Raw genomic sequence first — 17715 nt, 5'->3', positions numbered from 1 at the left:
GAGCCCGGATTCCATGGACCAGACCCCTTCGCCGACCCCGATCGCCATCGACGATTTCCTGAAGCTCGACGTGCGGGTCGGCACGATCGTCGAGGCGGCGCCGATCCCGGAGGCGCGCCGCCCGGCCTACCGCCTCGTCATCGATCTCGGCGCCGCGCTCGGCTTGAAGAAATCCTCCGCCCAGGTGACGGTGCACTACACGCCCGAGACCCTGGTCGGCCGGCAGGTGCTCTGCGTCGTCAACCTGCCGCCGCGCCAGGTCGGCCCGGTGCGCTCCGAGGTTCTGACCCTCGGCGTGCCGGATGCGGAGGGCGCGGTGGTGCTGATCGCGCCCGAGCGGCCGGTGCCGAATGGCGGGCGGTTGTACTGACCCTCCGACTGACCTCCAGGAGATCGACCACACCATGACATCCAGCCACGGTCCCGGTTCCAACCATGGTCCCTTGCGGGTCGGCATCGGCGGCCCGGTCGGGTCGGGCAAGACCGCCTTGATGGAGGGCCTGTGCAAGGCCCTGCGCGAGCGCTACGACCTCTGCGCCATCACCAACGACATCTACACCAAGGAGGATGCGCGCCTCCTCACGGTGGCTGGAGCTCTTCCCGAGGAGCGGATCATGGGCGTCGAGACCGGCGGCTGTCCGCATACCGCGATCCGCGAGGACGCCTCGATCAACCTGGCGGCGGTGGCGGAGATGCGCCGGCGCTTCCCCGCCCTCGATCTCGTCCTGCTCGAATCCGGCGGCGACAATCTCGCCGCCACCTTCTCGCCGGAACTCGCCGACTTGACGATCTACGTCATCGACGTGGCCGGCGGCGAGAAGATCCCGCGCAAGGGGGGCCCCGGCATCACCCGCTCGGACCTTCTCGTCATCAACAAGACCGATCTCGCGCCCCTCGTCGGTGCCGATCTCAAGGTGATGGAGGAGGATACCAAGCGCATGCGGGGCACGCGTCCCTACGTCTTCGCCTCCTTGCGCCACGGCGACGGCGTCGCGGCGGTGGCGCGCTTCGTGGTGGAGGCCGGGGGGCTTTAGTGCTCCTCGACCTCCTGCACTGGGTCGCCCAGCCCGCGTCGCTTACGGCGCGGCGCCTTGGCTACGCCGGCGACAGCGTGCGGCTCGCCTCGCGCTCCCGGCGCTGCCGCGCGGCCTGGGCGCCGCATCTGGCGGCGGCGCAAGACGCGGTGCGGGCGGCGATGCGCGACCTGCCCCGGCGCGACACCGTCGTCGTGCTGGGCTCCGGCCTTCTCGACGACGTGCCGATCGACGATCTGGCCGCCACGTTCCGGCGGGTGGTGCTGGTCGATGCGGTGCATCCCTGGCGCGGCCGCTGGCGGGCGCGGCGCTTTGCCAACGTCTCGCGCCTCGTCCACGACCTGAGCGGCACGCGCGACCTGCTGCTCGGCCGTGGCGAGACCTTCGGGCCGATGCTGCCGCCTCTCTGCCGGGAGGCCGACCTCGTGGTCTCGGCCAACCTCCTGTCGCAACTGCCGATCCTGCCGGTGGCCCGGCTCGAGGCGGCGGGCCGGCTCGGGCCGTTCACCGACCCGGAGGCCTTCGGGGGCCTCATCGTGGCGGCCCATCTCGATGCCCTGGCGGGGCTATCGGCGCAGGTCTGCCTCGTCACCGACCGCGACGAGACCGAAGAGGACCGGGACGGGCGGGTCCTGGAGCGGATCGACCTCCTCTACGGCGTCGATCCGGGGCCGGCGGTGCGGGGGTGGGACTGGGTCCTGGCGCCGTTCGGCGAGGAGGCGCGGGACCGGCGCCTGGTGCATCGCGTCGGGGCTTACCCGGATTGGCGGCCGGCGGCATGACATGACGGCATGACGGCGCGGGGCCGGCACGGCTTCGCGCCGGGCGGCGAGGTGTCTAGTGTCAGGCTCCTGGCGGATGAGGGCTGTTCGGGGAAAAGGATGGCGCGGGTATTCCCCTCTCCCCGCGGGCGGGGAGAGGGGAATACCCGCGCCATTCCGCGTCCCTGGCAGCCCCGTGGTGCATGGGCGGAGGACCACGACGATGACCCGCGACAGCGGCCCGGCCATCTCGGCCGAGGCGCCGGCCGAGGCCCCGGGAGAAGCCCATTGGCGGCGCAACCTCGCGGTGTGCGTGTTCGGCTCGTTCACGACGCTCGTGGCGATGACGCTGCTGCTGCCGTTCCTGCCGCTCTACGTCGAGGAACTCGGGGTCAAGGACCGGGCGGCGATCGTGCAATGGTCCGGCGTGGCCTTCGGGGCGACCTTCTTCAGCGCCGCCCTGGTGGCGCCGCTCTGGGGCCGGCTCGCCGACCTCTACGGCCGCAAGCTGATGCTGATCCGCGCGAGCCTCGGCATGGCGGTGGCGATGTCGCTGATCGGGCTCGCCGAGACCGTCTGGCAGCTCGTGGCCCTGCGGCTGCTGGCGGGGTTCCTGGGCGGCTACGCCTCGGGCTCGACGGTGCTGGTGGCGACCCAGACGCCGAAGGCGCGCTCGGCCTGGGCGCTCGGCACGCTGGGCTCCGGCATCATGGCGGGCAACCTCGTCGGGCCGCTCGTCGGCGGGGTGCTGCCGCCTCTGATCGGCATCCGCGCCACCTTCCTGGCCGCCGGCGCAGTGATCTTCGTGGCCTTCCTGGCGACGCTCGTCCTGATCCGCGAGGCGCCGCGCCCGCCGAAATCCGCGCACGAAGGCGGCGGGTTCTCCAGCATCCCCGACAAGCGCCCGGCCCTCGCCATGCTGGCGACCGGCATGCTGCTGATGCTGGCGGTGATGTCGGTCGAGCCGATCATCACCGTCTACGTCGCCGAGCTGGCCGCCGATCCCGCCCGCGTCACCCTGGTCGCCGGGCTCGCCATGTCGGCGACCGCCTTGGGCAGCATCCTGTCGGCGCCGCGGCTCGGGCGGCTCGCCGACCGGATCGGGCCCTGGACCGTCATCACCGGGAGCTTGACCGCTTCGGCCCTGCTCCTGGTGCCGCAGGCCCTGGTGACGAGCGAATGGCAGCTCGTCGCCCTGCGCTTCCTGATGGGGCTGGCCTTGGGCGGGCTCCTGCCCTGCATCGCCAGCGTGATCCGCCATTCCGTGCCCGACCGGGTGGCCGGAACGATGCTGGGCTATTCCACCTCGTCGCAATATGTCGGGCAGGTGGTGGGGCCGCTCATGGGCGGCTTCGTCGGCGGGCATGTCGGCATGCGGGCGGTCTTCCTCGGCACGGCCGTGCTGATGGCCTTGGGGGCCGCCGGGACCGCCCTGGCGCGACCGAAGGGGATGAGAGCGTGAGCGAATCCGGGTTCGAACGGCGGATGATCGAGATCGGCGACCCGTCCGGCGGGTGCCTCGCCGCCCTGGAATTCGGGCCGGCCGAACAACCCCTCGCCGGCCTCCTGCTGCACGCCAACGGCTTCAACGCCCGCACCTACCGCAGCCTGCTCGAACCGCTGACAGACCTGCACGTCCTCGCCTACGACCATCGCGGCCACGGCCGCAGCACCCTGCCGGCGGAGCCCGAGGGGCGAACCGACTGGTGGGATGTCACGAACGACCTCATCGCGCTCCTCGACCGGCTCGATGCACCGCCCCTCGTGCTGATCGGCCACTCGATGGGCGGCACCGCCTCGCTGCTCGCCGCCGCCGAGCGGCCTTCGCGCGTGCGCCGCCTCGTGCTCCTCGATCCGGTGATCCAGCCGCCCGAGCGCCGCGGCGAGGGCCATGCCGGCCTCGCCGAGGGAGCCCTGCGGCGGCGCAGCGACTTCCCGTCCCGGGAGGCGGCGCTCGCCGCCTATCGCGGGCGCGGCGCGTTCCGCACCTGGCCGGAGGCGCCGCTCGCCGATTACGTGGCCGATGGGTTCCGGGATGGCCCGAGCGGCGTGACGCTGGCCTGCACCGGGGCCTGGGAGGCGTCGAGCTACAGGGCGCAAGGCCACGATCCATGGGCGGCGCTCGACCGCCTGTCCTGCTCGGCCGAGATCCTGCGGGCCGAGACCGGCAGCACCTGCGCGCTGGCCGAGAGCCGGGGCGCCGTCGAGGTCGAGACGGTGCCGGGCACCACCCATTTCCTGCCCTTCGAGGCGCCCGAGCGGGTCCGGGTCGCGATCCGGCGCGCCCTCGCCTGATCCGAAAGGCGGGGGCGCGGCTTACCTCTTTCGAGGGATGACGGGCGCCCCGACAATCCCCCATCGCGCAGATAGCTCCCGGCTGTCCCGGCGGCCCAATGTCGACCGGACGGGACGGCGCGGCTTTCCGCGGAGATCCGCCCGCTCGAGCCGGAGGGGCGCGTCATGAGATTCTGGCTCGGTCTGTCGGGATGCCTGGCGCTGGCGGGGGCCGGCGCGGCGCTGACGATGGAGGGAAATCCGCCCGCGGCGGGGCCGGTGCCGGCGGCGCAGCCGCGCGCGGCCACGGCCTGGACCGATGTCAGCGAGGCCGACCGGGCCGGCGTGCCGCGCCAGATGCAGGCGCGCGTCATCCTGGCCCGCCAAACGGGCGATTCGGCCAGGCAAGCGAGCGATCCGCCGGGCCCGGCAGGCGATCAGTCCAGCGCGACGCCGAAACCCGTCGAGCCCGCGCGAACGGCCCCGGACATCCGGGCCGTCGAGGAGGCCCGGCAGCGGGCCGAGGCGCGGGTGCGGCGGGCGGAGGCCGAGGCGGATTTGGCCCGTCGACGCCTGGAGCAGGAGGAGGCCCGCGCCAACGCCCTGTCGGATGCCGCGATGGCGGCGCGCCGCGACCTGATCGCCGCCCGGGCCGAGGTCGAGGAGCTGCGGGCGCGGACGGCCGAACCGGTCGGTTCGACGATCCATGACCAGGTGATCCATGACCAGGTGATCCATGACCAGGCGATCCATGCCCAGGCGATCCATGACCAGGCGGCGGCCGCTGCCGACGAGGCTCGCCTGGTCGCGGAGAAGACCGTCGATGCGAGCCGGCAGGCGCTGGCGGAGGAGCGGGAACGGTCCGAGCAGCTGGCGGGTGCGCTCGCGGAGGCACGCCGCCGCGTCGCCGTGCTGGAGACGGCCGCCGAGGCCGCGCAGGTCGCCCATCAGGCCCAGGCGCAGAATGCGGCGCGGGAGCGTGCGATGATGCGGGCGGGCCTGCGCCGCCTCGCCGTCGCCCTGCGGGCCGCCCAGGTGGCCCAGTCGGAGGCCGCCGCCCGCGAGGTGCAGGCCGCCGGTGCCCGCGACCGGGCCGAGCAGGGACGGCTCGCCGCGGAGCGGACGACCGCCGAGACGCGCGGGCGCCTCGATCGCCTGAAGGCCGGCCGCGACCGCGACGCGGAGGCCTCCATCGACACGGCGCCGCAACGGCCGTCGCTGGTGCTCCAGACCCGCCCCGGCCCGGCGCCGCGGGGAGGGGCCGCCTGGACCGCACCGCGGCCGACGGCTGCGCCGGACACGCTCGACGAGGAGCGGCTGCTGGTCCAGGCCGCCGCCCTGCTCGGGCGCGGCGACATCAGCGGGGCGCGGCTCTTCCTCACCCTCGGCGTGCGGAGCGGCAGCGCCCGGGCGACCGCGCTCCTTGCCGAGACCTACGATCCCGACAGGCTTGCCGCCCTGCAGGTCCGCGGCCTGCGCGGCGACCCCGAGACGGCGAGCGCCCTGTACCGCCAGGCCCAGCAGAATCGGGGAGGCCGACAGCCGGATCTCGCGAGTCGCGATCCCGCGGCGACGCCGCCGGCCGGCCTCGGGCCGCAGGGACCGGCGGGCTGGACCAGCCCGGTCCGCCAGGCCGGCCTGCCGGGGCCCTTCGTGCCGCCCCTGGCCGCCCCATGGGGCGGCGAGTGATACGAAATCCGGAAGATCCCTTCCGGATTTCGTATCACCAGCCCGCGCGGCGCCTGAGCGAAGCCGAAATCCGCATTGCGAAGCAATCAATCGGATTTCGTATGATCTGAAGGGGAGAGACCGCATGACCCGCCGCGCCGCGCTCTGGTTCGCCCTCCTGCTGCCCTGGACCGGCCTGGAGGCCGGCGCACAACCTGTCGCCGATCCCCCGCTCAGCCCGACGCCCGCGCCCGTCCGGCCGGCTCGGGCCGCTCCCCCGAAGCCGCGGGTGCAGGTCTCCGCCCCGCGGGAGAGCGCCGAGGACGTGGCGCTCGGCAGCCACCTCAACGCCAACACCGTGGCGGTGATCTCCGGCACCCCCGGCGGCACCTACTTTCGCATGGCGAGCGACCTCGCCTTCGTGCTCGACGGCGTCAAGGACCTGCGGGTGCTGCCGGTGATGGGCAAGGGCGCGGGGCAGAACGCCTACGACCTGCGCTACCTGCGCGGGATCGACATCGCCTTCGTGCGTACCGACTCCCTCGACCAGTTGCGCAAGGACAAGCGGGTCGGCAACGCCCAGTCGCACATCGCCTATATCGCCCGGCTGTTCAACGACGAGCTGCATGTCGTCGCCGGGCGCGACGTCACCGACATCCGCCAGCTCGCCGGCCGCAAGGTGAGCTTCGACGTGCGCGGCAGCGGCACCGACGTGTCGGGCCGCGCGATGTTCGCCGGGATCGGGCTGGCCGTCGACGCGGTCAACGTCGACCAGCCGAAGGCGCTCGCCATGCTGGAGCGGGGCGAACTCGCGGCCGTCGTCTCGGTGGCGGCCAAGCCCGTGGCGGTGCTGGCCGAATTCCAGGCCGGCGACCGCTTCCACCTGCTCGACGTGCCCTTCGCCGGCGGTGTCGCCGAGAGCTACATGCCGGCGGAACTGACCCATGCCGATTACCCGCTCCTCGCCCCGGAGGGGAGTGCCGTGCGCACGCTCGCGGTCGGCACCATCCTGGCGGCCTATAACTGGCCGAAGGGCAGCGAGCGCTACAATCGCATCGCCCGTTTCGTCGACGCATTCTTCAGCCAGTACGACGCCTTCCTCAAGGCGCCCCGGCATCCGAAATGGCGTGAGGTGAACCTCACCGCCGAGGTCGCCGACTGGCCCCGCTTCCCGGCGGCCCGGGATTGGCTGGAGCACCGCATCGCCCCGGCCCCGCGGGTCGCGGCGGCGCCCGGCGAGGTGGCGCAGTTCTTAGGCCAGCGCCGGGGGGCGGGCGAGGTCGACCGGGACCAATTGTATCAGGAGTTCCTGAAGTGGCGGGATGAGCGGGGGCGGTGAGGGAATCCTCATCAAGCTCGTCGGCGTATCCTACCCTCGACCTCATCCTGAGATGTCGGTTCATCGAAGATGGACCGACCTCGAAGGAGGGCTCCAGATGCCGCTGCGATCCCTGGAACCCTCCTTCGAGGTTAGCCGATCGAAGATCGGCTAAATAGAAACTGGCTCTACGGGTTTGATTTCGCACGCAAATCCAAGGCGCTCGATCTGCCGCACGAGCGCCTTGGCGCGGATGGTCGGGGCCGCCTTGCGGCCGTGATCAGGCCCGGGATCGACGTAAGCCGTGCCGGCCTTGAGCATGTGATAGATCGCGGTCAACATCGAAGCGGCGACCGCGCAGATCGCCTTCTTGGGGCCGCGCCGGCCGCGCAAGCGCTGGAACTGCGCCCTGATGTAGCTCGCCTTCTTGCGCACTCCGGCCCAGGCGGCCTGCACCAAGGCCGTCTTGAGCCAGGGCGCGCCCTTGCGCAGCCGCGTCGAGCGCCGCTTGCCCGCGCTCTCGTCGTTCCTCGGGCACAGCCCGGCCCAGGAGATCAGATGGCCGGCGGTCGGGAAGCGGCTCATGTCGGGGCCGATCTCGGAGAGGATCACCTGCGCGGTGAGGTCACTGATGCCCGGGATCGTCACCAGCAGCTTCACCGCTTCCCGGAAAGGGCCGAGGTCGCGCTCCACCTGCGCGTCGATCTCCGCGATCGCTCGCCCCAACCCGTCGTACTGGCGTAGATGCACACCGAGCAGGAAACGGTGGTGATCCCCGATCCGGCCCGTGAGCGCGGCCCGGATCGCCTCGGGCGCCGCCTTCACCCGCGGGCTGACCAGCGCCTGCAGCCCAGCCGGATCGCGCTCGCCCTTGACCAGCGCGTCGAGCACGGCGCGACCGGACTGGCCCATGATGTCGGTGAGCACCGAGGCGAGCTTGAGGTTGGCCTCCTCGAGGGTCTTCTGGATGCGCTGGACGTGGCTGGCCTGCTCGCGGACCAGTTGCTTGCGGGTGCGCAGCAGGTCGCGCATCGCCTGGGTCTGAGCCTCGGGCACGAAGCTGGCGCGGATCAGGCCGTGGGCGAGCAGGTCGGAGAGCCAGACCGCGTCGGCGACGTCGGTCTTGCGGCCGGGCACGTTCTTGACATGGGCGGCATTGGCCAGGATCAGGGTGCGGCTGTCGGCGTCGAGGACCTGCCAGACCGGGCGCCAGTAGATGCCGGTCGCCTCCATGGCGACATGGGTGCAGGCGTGCTCGTCGAGCCAGGCGGAGAGGTCGAGCAGAGCGGGCGTGGTGGTGGCAAACGTACGCACCTCACGCTGAACCTCGCTGCTCTCGGCCAGACGGATGGCTGCGACGACGGTGTCCTTGTGAACATCGAGGGCGGCGCAGCGGGGGTAGAGGACCTTCATCACGATCTCCTTGCCGTCAGGCCGCCGGCGCAGGCTCCCGTGAGATCAAATCTAAATGACGCGCTCCGGGGCTGGCCCGAGGACCGGCCCGTGACGCAAGCGAGGGGACTGAAGAGGAGCCCGGATCCAACTGATACGCGGGGTCTGGCACACCAAAGACGAACCGATCTCTCCGCCGACGGCAAGTCCACTCTGCCATATGTTTCATCCGCAAGGGACCGCGAAGCCGGTGACGAACTGATACGAAATCCGGAAGAACACTTCCGGATTTCGTATCACCAGCCCGCGCGGCGCGTGAGCGAAGCCGATTTCCGCATCGCGAAGCGATCAGTCGGAAATCGTATGACACCTCAGGATGAGGTTCTGAGCGGGATGGAAGAAAGGTTCCTTCCGCGCCCCTTTGGAGGCCGGTAGAGATCGAAACGGAGACGGCGCCGCCCTCGTGCGAGACCGGCGCCGTTTTCTTCGCGAACCCGCTCCGCCTCAGAGCGGCCGCTTCAACGTCCGCGCCACGAGTCCCAGAATGCCCTCGCGGAACACCAGCACGCAGACCACGAACACCACGCCCTGGATGATCGTCACCCAGGCGCCGAACTGCGCCAGGTAGTTCTCCATCGCGATGATGACGAAGGAGCCGAGGATCGGGCCGAAGACGGTGCCCATGCCGCCGACCAGCGTCATCAGTACCACCTCGCCCGACATCGACCAGTGCACGTCGGTGAGCGAGGCGAGCTGGAACACGATCGCCTTGGTCGAGCCGGCCAGCCCCGCCAGCGTCGTCGAGAGCACGAAGACCGCGAGCTTGTACTGGTTGGCCCGGTAGCCGAGCGAGATCGCCCGGGGCTCGTTGTCGCGGATCGCCTTCAGCACCTGGCCGAAGGGCGAGTGGATGATGCGGTAGATCAGCAGGAGGCCGAGGAAGAAGATCACCGCGACGAGGCCGTAGAGCGCCCGGTCGTCGGCGAGGCTGATGATTCCGAACAGGTTGCCGCGCGGCACCGCCTGGATGCCGTCCTCGCCGCCGGTGAACTTCGCCTGCAGCGAGAAGAAGAACACCATCTGGGCGAGCGCCAGGGTGATCATCGAGAAGTAGATGCCTTGGCGCCGGATGGCGAGCGCGCCGAAGACGAGGCCGAGAAGCGCCGCCATCAGGGTGCCGCCGAGGATCGCGAGTTCCGGCGTCAGGCCCCAGTTCTTCGCGGTGTAGGCGGTGACGTAGCTCGCCATGCCGAAATAGGCGGCGTGGCCGAAGGACAAAAGGCCGCCGTAGCCGAGCAGCAGGTTGAAGGCCAGCGCGAACAGCGCGAAGCACAGCACCTTCATCAGGAAGACGGGATACAGGATGAAGGGCAGCACCGCGAGCAGGACCGCGATGACGACGAAGACGAGGCGATGGAACGCCTTGGCGTCCCGGCCCTCGGGCAGGGCGGTGGCGATCGGGGAGGCGTCGGTGGACGCCGCGGCGGAGGACATCGTGGGGGATCCTTCAGGCGAGGCGGGTCAGGCGGTGCGGCCGAACAGGCCGGCGGGCTTCACCAGCAGCACCAGCACCATGATGACGAAGATCACGGTCGAGGAGGCTTCCGGGTAGAACACCTTGGTCAGGCCCTCGACCAGCCCGAGGCTGAAGCCGGTGATGATCGAGCCGAGGATCGACCCCATGCCGCCGATCACCACGACCGCGAAGACCACGATGATGATGTCGGCGCCCATGTTCGGGTTCACCGAATAGACCGGTGCGGCGAGAACGCCCGCGAAGGCGGCGAGCGCCACGCCGAAGCCGTAGGTCAGCGTCAGCAGCAGGGGCACGTTGACGCCGAAGGCCTGGACCAGGGTCGGGTTCTCGGTGGCCGCGCGCAGGTAGGCGCCGAGCTTGGTCTTCTCGATGACGAGCCAGGTTGCGATGCAGACGACGAGCGAGGCGACGACGACCCAGCCGCGGTAGTTCGGCAGGAACATGAAGGGCAGGCGCTGGCCGCCCGAGAGCTCCGAGGGGATCGCGTAGGGCAGGCCCGACACGCCGTACTCGTTGCGGAACAGGCCCTGGATGATCAGCGCCAGGCCGAAGGTGAGGAGCAGGCCGTAGAGGTGATCGAGCTTGTAGAGCCGCGAGATCAGCAGCCGCTCCAGGATCACCCCGAACAGGCCGACGATGATCGGCGCGAGCAGCAGCGCCCACCAGTAGCCGAGGCCGGCATAGTTCAGCAGCATCCAGGCGACGAAGGCGCCCATCATGTACTGCGCGCCGTGGGTGAAGTTGATGATGTTCAACAGGCCGAAGATGATCGCCAGCCCGAGCGACAGGATGGCGTAGAACGAGCCGTTGATGAGGCCGAGCAGGAGCTGGCCGAAGAGCGCCTGCATGGGGACGCCGAGGATCGTTGGCATGGGGTCTGGCGACTCGCGTGGGGACCGGGCCTGATTCGGATGGGCCGGCGGCGCTCGTCGAGCGCCGCCGGAAAGGAGCGTCGTACGACTTCCGATCGATCGCTTCGCGATGCGGAAGTCGGCTTCGCTCAAGTGCCGCGCGGGCTGGTCATACGCTATCCGGAAGGGATCTTCCGGATAGCGTATCAGCTCTTGTTCACCAGCGGGCAATTGCCCTGGTTGAGCGGGCGGAACGCCTCGTTGCCGGGGATCGTCGCCAGGGTCTTGTAGAGGTCCCACGGACCCTTCGACTCGGCCGGCTTCTTGACCTCGAACAGGTACATGTCGTGGATCGTGCGGCCGTCGGGGCGGATGTTGCCCTTGCCGAAGAGCGGATCGTCGGTCGGGATCTCCTTCATCTTGGCGACGACCTTTCCGCCGTCCGAGGCCGACTTCAGCGCCTCGACCGCCTTCAGGTAGTGCAGCACGCTGGCATAGACGCCGGCCTGCACGGCGGTGGGCTTCTTGCCGCCGGCCTGCTTGGCGAAGCGGTCGGAGAAGGCGCGGGTGCCGTCGTTGAGGTCCCAGTAGAACGGCTCGGTCAGCACCAGCCCCTGCGCCACCTTCGGGGTGAGCGCATGGATGTCGGACGAGAAGATCAGCAGGCCGGCGATGGCCTGGCCGCCCTCGGTGATGCCGAACTCCGCCGCCTGCTTGATGGCGTTGATGGTGTCGCCGCCGGCGTTCGCCAGCCCGATCACCTTGGCGCCGGACCCTTGGGCCTGGAGCAGGAAGGACGAGAAGTCGGCGGTCGGGAACGGCGTCTTGACCGCGCCGACCACCTTGCCGCCGTTCTTGGTCACCACCTCGGTGGTGTCGCGCTGCAGCGCCTGGCCGAAGGCGTAATCGGCGGTGAGGAAGAACCAGGTGGTGCCGCCGCGCTTGACCATGGCGCCGCCGGTGCCGTTGGCGAGCGCCACCGTGTCGTAGGTCCAGTGCACGGTGTTCGGCGAGCATTGCGGACCGGTGAGATCCGCGGTGCCGGCGCCCGAATTGATGAAGGCCTTGTTCTTCTCGCGGGTGACCTGGTTGATGGCGAGCGCCACCGAGGAGGTCGGCACGTCGAAGATCGCGTCGACGCCGTCGCGGTCGTACCATTGCCGGGCGATCGAGGCGCCGACATCCGGCTTGTTCTGGTGGTCGGCGGCGACGATCTCGACCTTCAGGCCCTTCTCGGCGGCCTTGAAGTCCTCCACCGCCATCCGGGCGGCGGCGACCGAGCCCTCGCCCGAGATGTCGGCATAGACGCCCGAGCGGTCGTTCAGCACGCCGATCTTGACCGGGGTCTGCGCGAGCGCCTGGCCGGCGGCAACGGCGCAGAGCGCGCTGGCGAGCAACAACCGTTTCAGCATCGACTATCCTCCCTGGTGGCGCCGCCCGCACGCGGCGGCATTCATCTCGAAATCCGGGCGGGCCTATGATGCCCGCCTCTCGTCATTGCAGGACGTCCCGGCCCTCGTTCAGGGCCGCGCGCCCTCGTTCGGCGCCGCCGTCCCGGCCTGCGCGGCCTTGGTGACGAGCGGGCAGCCGCCCTGGTCGAGGGGCCGGAAGGCCTCCGCGCCGGGGATCGTCGCCAGCGTCCGGTAGAGGTCCCACTCGCCCTTGGATTCGGACGGCTTCTTGACCTCGAACAGGTACATGTCGTGGATCTTGCGGCCGTCCGACCGGATACTGCCCTTGCCGAACAGCGGATCGTCGGTCGGCAGCTCCTTCATCTTCGCCACGACCCGGCGCCCGTCATCGGCCTTGCGCAGGGCCGCCACAGCCTTGAGGTAGTGCAGCACCCCGGCATAGACCCCGGCCTGGGCGGCGGTGGGCTTGCGGCCCCCGAACCGGCGGGCGAAGCGGTCCGAGAAGGCGCGCGTGCCCTCGTTGAGGTCCCAGTAGAACGGCTCGGTCAGGACCAGCCCCTGCGCCACCTTCGGGGTGAGGGAGTGGATGTCGGAGGAGAAGATCAGCAGGCCGGCCAGCGCCTGGCCGCCCTCGGTCACCTTCAGCCGCGCCGCCTCGCGCACCGCCCCGATCGTGTCGCCGCCGGCATTGGCGAGGCCGATCACCTTGGCGCCCGAGCCTTGCGCCTGGCGTAAGGACGGCGCGAAATCCGCCGCCGGGAACGGCGTCTTGACGCTGCCCAGCACCCTGCCGCCTTTGCGCAGGATGAGCGCCGTGGTGTCGCGCTGCACCGCCTCGCCGAAGGCGTAGTCGGCGGTGACGAAGAACCAGGTGTCGCCGCCGCGCTTGACCATGGCGCCGCCGGTGCCGTTGGCGAGCGCCACGGTGTCGAAGGTCCAATGGACGGTGTTGGGCGAGCAATCCGGCCCGGTGAGGTCGGCCGTACCGGCGCCCGAATCGACGAAGACCTTGTTCCGCTCGCGGGTGACCTGGTGGACGGCGAGCGCCACCGAGGAGGTCGGCACGTCGAAGATCGCGTCCACCCCCTCCCGGTCGTACCAGGCCCGGGCGAGCGCCGCGCCGACGGCGGGCTTGTTCTGGTGGTCGCCGGCCACGACCTCGACCGCGAGGTCGTGGCCTTGCGGGCGGAAATCCTCCACCGCCATGCGGGCGGCGACGACCGAGCCCTCGCCCGAGATGTCGGCATAGACGCCCGAGCGATCGTTCAGCACGCCGATCTTCACCGGGGCGCCGGCAACAGCCGCCACGCTCGAAGCGAGGCCCGCCAGCAGGGCCGTGAGGAGGACCCGCGCCCGCATCACACGCCGAGATAGGTGTGGAGCTTGTCGATGTTGGCGTCGAGTTCGCTGTTGGGGATCATGTCGATCACCCGGCCCTGCTCGACCACGAAGTGCCGGTCGGCCACGGTCTGGGCGAAGCGGAAGTTCTGCTCCACCAGGATGATCGTGTAGCCCTCGGATTTCAGCCGGGCGATGGTCCGGCCGATCTGCTGCACGATGACCGGTGCCAGGCCCTCGGTCGGCTCGTCGAGCAGGATCAGCTTGGCGCCGGTGCGCAGGATGCGGCCGATGGCGAGCATCTGCTGCTCTCCGCCCGACAGCTTGGTGCCCTGGCTGCCCGAGCGCTCCTTGAGGTTCGGGAACAGGGTGTAAATCTGCTCCACCGTCATCCCGCCGGGCTTCACCCGCGGCGGCAGCATCAGGTTCTCGTAGACCGACAGGCTCGAGAAGATGCCGCGCTCCTCCGGCACGTAGCCCAAGCCCAGCTTCGCGATGTTGCGCGAGGCCATGGCGATGGTCTCGGTGCCGTCGTAGCGGATCGAGCCCTTGCGCTTAGCCAAGATGCCGATGATGGCGCGCAAGGTGGTGGTCTTGCCGGCGCCGTTGCGGCCGAGCAGCGTCACCACCTCGCCGGGCTTCACGTCGAAGGAGATGCCGTGCAGCACGTGGCTCTCGCCGTACCAGCCCTCCAACCCCTGCACGGCCAGCAGCGGGGCGGCGCTCGCGCTGCCTGCGGGGACCGGCTTCGTCATCACCGCCTCAGCCATGACCGGCTCCGATATAGGCCTCAATCACGCGGGGATCCTTCGACACGGTGGCGTAGTCGCCCTCCGCCAGCACCTGGCCGCGCGCCAGCACGGTGATGCGGTCGGAGAGCGAGGCGACGACCGACAGGTTGTGCTCGACCATCAGGATGGTGCGGTTCGCCGAGACCCGGCGGATCAGCGCCGCGGTCCGGTCGACGTCCTCGTGGCCCATGCCGGCCATCGGCTCGTCGAGGAGCAGCATCTCGGGCTCCAGCGCCAGGGTGGTGGCGATCTCGAGCGCGCGCTTGCGGCCGTAGGAGAGTTCCACCGCCGGAATGTCGGCGAACTCGCTGAGGCCCACCGCCTCGACCAGCTCCAGGGCTTCCTGGTTCAGCGCCCGCAGCACCGTCTCGGAGCGCCAGAAGTCGAACGAGTCGCCGCGCTTGCGCCGCTGCAGGGCGATGCGGACATTCTCCTTGACGGTCAGGTGCGGGAAGACCGCCGAGATCTGGAACGAGCGGACCAGGCCGAGCCGGGCCACGTCCGCCGGCTTCATGCCGGTGATGTCGCGGCCGTTATAGCGGATCGAGCCCGCCGACGGCACCAGGAACTTCGTCAGCAGGTTGAAGCAGGTGGTCTTTCCGGCGCCGTTCGGGCCGATCAGCGCGTGGATCGTGCCGCGCTGCACCTCGAGCGTCACGCCGTTCACGGCGCGAAAGCCCTTGAACTCCTTGGTCAGTCCCTCGGTGGACAGGACGATGTCCCGGCCCTCGGCACCCGCTCGGGCGCGTCCCTCGGCGTGGGTGGTCGGTTGAGCCATGTCGGCGCGTCACCCCTGCGTTTCCTCACTCGCGCTTATGCGCGTATCGCATAGCGAAACAGCATGCCGCGAATGGAGTGTCAACGGGTCGGCACCCGCCCGCCCCTGGGAGATCCGGGCTTGTCAGTGCTTAATTCACGGCCGGTCGCGGTGTGCGTGCCGGTTCGAGCACGGCTCGCGCGGCACGGGTAAGGGGCCGTTCGACGGTGCGGTGCAGCAGGATCGCCGCGAGGCTGGCGAGGACCAGCATCAGCACCGCCAGAATGCCGGGCCCGGTCAGGGCCGCGAGGCCCGTCGCCTCGGCGGCGATGCGCACGCCCCGTACGACGAAGGGATGAGCCAGATAGAGGGCATAGGACGCGTCTCCCAGTACGATGGCCGGCCGGAGCCGGCGTCCCGCCCCGCCCGCCGGCCCGAGCGCGACAGCCGCGACGAGGAGCAAGGCGGGCCCGCCCCAGGCGAGGCAGCGGGGAAGGGCGGGCGCCTCGCCGGCCAGCGATAGAAGGGCGAGTCCCGCGACGGCGAGCGCGAGACGGGCGGGGCCCGGCAATCGCAACCCCTCCTGCCGCGCCAGGGCGAGGCCGGCGCCGCAGGCGAATTCGACCACGATCGGGTCGCTCCAGAACGCCAGCGGCACCGGCCATGGCCCAGGAAGCTGCCCGCTGAGCACGAGGCCGGCGAGCAGCGCGAGAACGCCGAGCACCGCGCCGCGCCGGCCGAGCGGCAGCGCGAGGGCGAAGAGTGCGTAGAACGCCATCTCGTAGTTGAGCGTCCAGCCGAGCGAGTACAGCGGCTGCACCGCGCCGTCGGTCCGGGCCATCGGCCAGAACAGGTAGGAGGCCACTAGATAGCCCGGTCCCTCGGTCCCGGCGCCGAGGAGGCCCGGCCTCGCAAAGGCGAGGGCGAGGACGAGCGTGGTGGCGAGCCAGTAGAGCGGCACCACCCGGGCGATCCGATGCGCGAGGAAGATCCGTCTCGGACGTGCCCGCCCGTGCAGGGGGGCTGAGGCGTGCACGATGATGAAGCCGGAGATGACGAAGAACACGTCGACCCCCGCCGGCCAGGGCAGCCACGCCGCCGGGACGAAGGAAAGTCCCGCCCGGGCGGCGAGGCCCGCGACCTCGAACTGCGCGTGGCCGGCAGCGACCATCAGGGCGGCGAGCGCCCGCAAGGCCTGGATCAGCGGCAGGGGAGCGGGGCGTGTCACGAGGGGTCGATCACGTCGCTGTTTCGCGCCCGGACGGTCCGGGGCGTCGAGGTCCGTCATACCGGAGCGGGCTGCCTTCCGGCCAGGGGCGGGCCGTGACGATGATGACGCAAAGGCGGGAACAATGTTCGCGAAAGCTCGTTGTCCGCACCGAAAGCGTCCTGCCAAGCCGCTCGGAACGAATGGCTCGATATTCGGTCGTTGACCGGACCCGACGCTCAAGAACAGAATTTCAGGAGATCACCGATGAAGACGCTCGTTGCCCTGACCGGTCTTGCCGTTGCGCTCGCCACCCCCGCCTTCGCGCAGCAGGTCGGCGATTTCAACCAGTTCCGCTCGATGGCGCTGATGTCGAACGCGTTCGAGGTCAAGTCGAGCCAGATCGCCCTCGAGAAGTCGCGCAACCCGCGCATCCGCACCTATGCCCGCGAGATGATCCGCGACCACCGTGCCGCCAACGTCGCACTGCTCGGCGGCCGTGAGAACGTGGCCCGCGGCACCGGCGCCGGCATCGGCGGCCTGATCGAGGCGCCCTTCGCCATCGCGGGCGGCGCGGTCGGCGCGGCCACCGGCGCGGCGGCGGGCGTCGTCGGCGGCACGCTCCAGGGCGGCCCGGTCGGCGGCCTCGAGGGTCTCGGTGCGGGTGCGGCCCGCGGCGCGCAGGTCGGTGCCAACGCGGTCGATTTCGACGGCGACGTGACCACCACGGCGGCCACCCGCGCCATCCCGCTCGGCCCGCAGCAGCAGGCGATGCTCGCCGAGCTCGCCGACACCCCGGCCGGCCCGGCCTTCGACCGGACCTATGCCCGCATGCAGGTCCAGGCCCACGGCATGACCGTCGCCAGCTACCAGGCCTACGCCCAGTCGGGCCCGAATCCGGCCCTGCGCGCCTACGTCCAGCAGGCGCTGCCGGTGATGGAGCAGCACCTGGCGATGGCTCAGCGTCTGCCGGGCGCGCGCTAAGACCGGCGATCCGGTGAGGTAACGAAGCGGCGGGCCGGAAGGCCCGCCGTTTCCGTTCGCGTCACGCGGGTATGTGCGCGGCCTTCGGAAATGGCGGCGCCAAAGCACCGAAAGATTCGGTGTCGCCGATTGATTGACGTAGCGGCCGGGCCTATCTTCGGCGGGTGAGGGCTCGCGGGTGGCGGCCCGCGAGCCCTCTTGTCAGTGGTTCAGCTCACTACATGAGCCCGATCGTGATGGTCAGAGACCATCCGGTCGGGCTTTTCGTGATGGTGATGGTGAGTATCGGAAAACCGTTCACATCCGTCACCTCCTTCCCGGCCATGCCTGCTCAGCCCTTTCGGGTTTCGACGGCGGCCGGCGAATGCCGCCGTACACCCACGCGCCATGG

16 protein-coding genes are annotated in these 17715 nt (G+C 70.5%); 8 read left to right on the top strand and 8 right to left on the bottom strand.

Going from position 1 to position 17715, the window contains the following annotated elements; translation table 11 throughout:
• The first annotated feature begins 13 nt into the window (after window positions 1–13).
• The 7 genes from HBB12_RS10435 to HBB12_RS10405 all read left to right on the top strand — a co-directional run bounded on the left by HBB12_RS10435 (window position 14) and on the right by HBB12_RS10405 (window position 7076).
• Entirely contained in the window at window positions 14–370 is a 357-nt protein-coding gene (locus tag HBB12_RS10435) for a tRNA-binding protein (RefSeq protein WP_236989282.1), read from the top strand.
• A 34-nt stretch (window positions 371–404) separates the two neighbouring features.
• Window positions 405–1034, top strand: coding sequence for an urease accessory protein UreG (gene ureG / locus HBB12_RS10430; protein WP_236989281.1), 630 nt, complete (start codon window positions 405–407; stop codon window positions 1032–1034).
• Complete coding sequence (locus tag HBB12_RS10425; RefSeq protein WP_236989280.1) at window positions 1034–1816, top strand: hypothetical protein; 783 nt, start codon at window positions 1034–1036, stop codon at window positions 1814–1816. The genes ureG and HBB12_RS10425 overlap by 1 nt, the downstream gene beginning before the upstream one ends.
• Window positions 1817–2018: 202 nt before the next feature.
• Complete coding sequence (locus HBB12_RS10420) at window positions 2019–3257, top strand: MFS transporter (RefSeq protein ID WP_236989279.1); 1239 nt, start codon at window positions 2019–2021, stop codon at window positions 3255–3257.
• A complete protein-coding gene (locus tag HBB12_RS10415) occupies window positions 3254–4090 on the top strand; it encodes an alpha/beta fold hydrolase (protein WP_236989278.1) in 837 nt (278 codons plus the stop codon). Before HBB12_RS10420 ends, HBB12_RS10415 begins: the two co-directional genes overlap by 4 nt.
• A 165-nt stretch (window positions 4091–4255) precedes the next feature.
• Window positions 4256–5758, top strand: coding sequence for a coiled-coil domain-containing protein (locus HBB12_RS10410; protein ID WP_236989277.1), 1503 nt, complete (start codon window positions 4256–4258; stop codon window positions 5756–5758).
• Window positions 5759–5882: 124 nt separating this feature from the next.
• A complete protein-coding gene (locus tag HBB12_RS10405; RefSeq protein WP_236989276.1) occupies window positions 5883–7076 on the top strand; it encodes a TAXI family TRAP transporter solute-binding subunit in 1194 nt (397 codons plus the stop codon).
• A 150-nt stretch (window positions 7077–7226) separates the two neighbouring features.
• Here the strand turns inward: HBB12_RS10405 and HBB12_RS10400 are convergent, their stop codons facing one another.
• The 8 genes from HBB12_RS10400 to HBB12_RS10365 form a co-directional block, all read right to left on the bottom strand.
• Complete coding sequence (locus HBB12_RS10400) at window positions 7227–8468, bottom strand: IS110 family RNA-guided transposase (protein ID WP_236987776.1); 1242 nt, start codon at window positions 8466–8468, stop codon at window positions 7227–7229.
• Between the two features lie 483 nt (window positions 8469–8951).
• Complete coding sequence (locus HBB12_RS10395) at window positions 8952–9941, bottom strand: branched-chain amino acid ABC transporter permease (protein ID WP_236989275.1); 990 nt, start codon at window positions 9939–9941, stop codon at window positions 8952–8954.
• Window positions 9942–9968: 27 nt separating this feature from the next.
• The gene (locus tag HBB12_RS10390; RefSeq protein ID WP_048426114.1) at window positions 9969–10856 is read right to left on the bottom strand and encodes a branched-chain amino acid ABC transporter permease; all 888 of its coding nucleotides are present in this window, start codon (window positions 10854–10856) and stop codon (window positions 9969–9971) included.
• A 185-nt stretch (window positions 10857–11041) separates the two neighbouring features.
• Entirely contained in the window at window positions 11042–12247 is a 1206-nt protein-coding gene (locus HBB12_RS10385; RefSeq protein ID WP_236989274.1) for an ABC transporter substrate-binding protein, read from the bottom strand.
• A 108-nt stretch (window positions 12248–12355) separates the two neighbouring features.
• A complete protein-coding gene (locus HBB12_RS10380; RefSeq protein WP_236989273.1) occupies window positions 12356–13606 on the bottom strand; it encodes an ABC transporter substrate-binding protein in 1251 nt (416 codons plus the stop codon).
• Window positions 13606–14355: an ABC transporter ATP-binding protein gene (locus HBB12_RS10375; RefSeq protein ID WP_236989272.1), complete on the bottom strand. Its 750-nt coding sequence runs from the start codon at window positions 14353–14355 to the stop codon at window positions 13606–13608. Before HBB12_RS10375 ends, HBB12_RS10380 begins: the two co-directional genes overlap by 1 nt.
• On the bottom strand, window positions 14348–15154 hold the full coding sequence (locus tag HBB12_RS10370; protein ID WP_236989271.1) for an ABC transporter ATP-binding protein: 807 nt from the start codon (window positions 15152–15154) through the stop codon (window positions 14348–14350). Before HBB12_RS10370 ends, HBB12_RS10375 begins: the two co-directional genes overlap by 8 nt.
• Window positions 15155–15284: 130 nt before the next feature.
• The gene (locus tag HBB12_RS10365; protein ID WP_236989270.1) at window positions 15285–16361 is read right to left on the bottom strand and encodes an acyltransferase family protein; all 1077 of its coding nucleotides are present in this window, start codon (window positions 16359–16361) and stop codon (window positions 15285–15287) included.
• A gap of 246 nt (window positions 16362–16607) precedes the next feature.
• On the opposite strand from HBB12_RS10365, the gene HBB12_RS10360 reads away from it, so the two are divergent.
• The gene (locus HBB12_RS10360; RefSeq protein WP_236989269.1) at window positions 16608–17324 is read left to right on the top strand and encodes a DUF4142 domain-containing protein; all 717 of its coding nucleotides are present in this window, start codon (window positions 16608–16610) and stop codon (window positions 17322–17324) included.
• Window positions 17325–17715 lie beyond the last annotated feature (391 nt).

It is taken from the genome of Methylobacterium sp. SyP6R (assembly GCF_019216885.1).
Lineage (GTDB): Bacteria > Pseudomonadota > Alphaproteobacteria > Rhizobiales > Beijerinckiaceae > Methylobacterium.
Note: the sequence above shows the minus strand (reverse complement) of the source record. Positions and strands in the feature narration are given on the sequence as shown.

What these genes read in the sequence shown, in the direction of transcription:
- ureG (WP_236989281.1), top strand. Translation starts at nt 405, where the DNA reads ATGACATCCAGCCACGGTCCCGGTTCCAACCATGGTCCCTTGCGGGTC.
- HBB12_RS10405 (WP_236989276.1), top strand. Translation starts at nt 5,883, where the DNA reads ATGACCCGCCGCGCCGCGCTCTGGTTCGCCCTCCTGCTGCCCTGGACC.
- HBB12_RS10420 (WP_236989279.1), top strand. Translation starts at nt 2,019, where the DNA reads ATGACCCGCGACAGCGGCCCGGCCATCTCGGCCGAGGCGCCGGCCGAG.
- HBB12_RS10410 (WP_236989277.1), top strand. Translation starts at nt 4,256, where the DNA reads ATGAGATTCTGGCTCGGTCTGTCGGGATGCCTGGCGCTGGCGGGGGCC.
- HBB12_RS10400 (WP_236987776.1), bottom strand. Translation starts at nt 8,468, where the DNA reads ATGAAGGTCCTCTACCCCCGCTGCGCCGCCCTCGATGTTCACAAGGAC.
- HBB12_RS10395 (WP_236989275.1), bottom strand. Translation starts at nt 9,941, where the DNA reads ATGTCCTCCGCCGCGGCGTCCACCGACGCCTCCCCGATCGCCACCGCC.
- HBB12_RS10375 (WP_236989272.1), bottom strand. Translation starts at nt 14,355, where the DNA reads ATGGCTGAGGCGGTGATGACGAAGCCGGTCCCCGCAGGCAGCGCGAGC.
- HBB12_RS10380 (WP_236989273.1), bottom strand. Translation starts at nt 13,606, where the DNA reads ATGCGGGCGCGGGTCCTCCTCACGGCCCTGCTGGCGGGCCTCGCTTCG.
- HBB12_RS10360 (WP_236989269.1), top strand. Translation starts at nt 16,608, where the DNA reads ATGAAGACGCTCGTTGCCCTGACCGGTCTTGCCGTTGCGCTCGCCACC.
- HBB12_RS10370 (WP_236989271.1), bottom strand. Translation starts at nt 15,154, where the DNA reads ATGGCTCAACCGACCACCCACGCCGAGGGACGCGCCCGAGCGGGTGCC.
- HBB12_RS10435 (WP_236989282.1), top strand. Translation starts at nt 14, where the DNA reads ATGGACCAGACCCCTTCGCCGACCCCGATCGCCATCGACGATTTCCTG.
- HBB12_RS10390 (WP_048426114.1), bottom strand. Translation starts at nt 10,856, where the DNA reads ATGCCAACGATCCTCGGCGTCCCCATGCAGGCGCTCTTCGGCCAGCTC.
- HBB12_RS10385 (WP_236989274.1), bottom strand. Translation starts at nt 12,247, where the DNA reads ATGCTGAAACGGTTGTTGCTCGCCAGCGCGCTCTGCGCCGTTGCCGCC.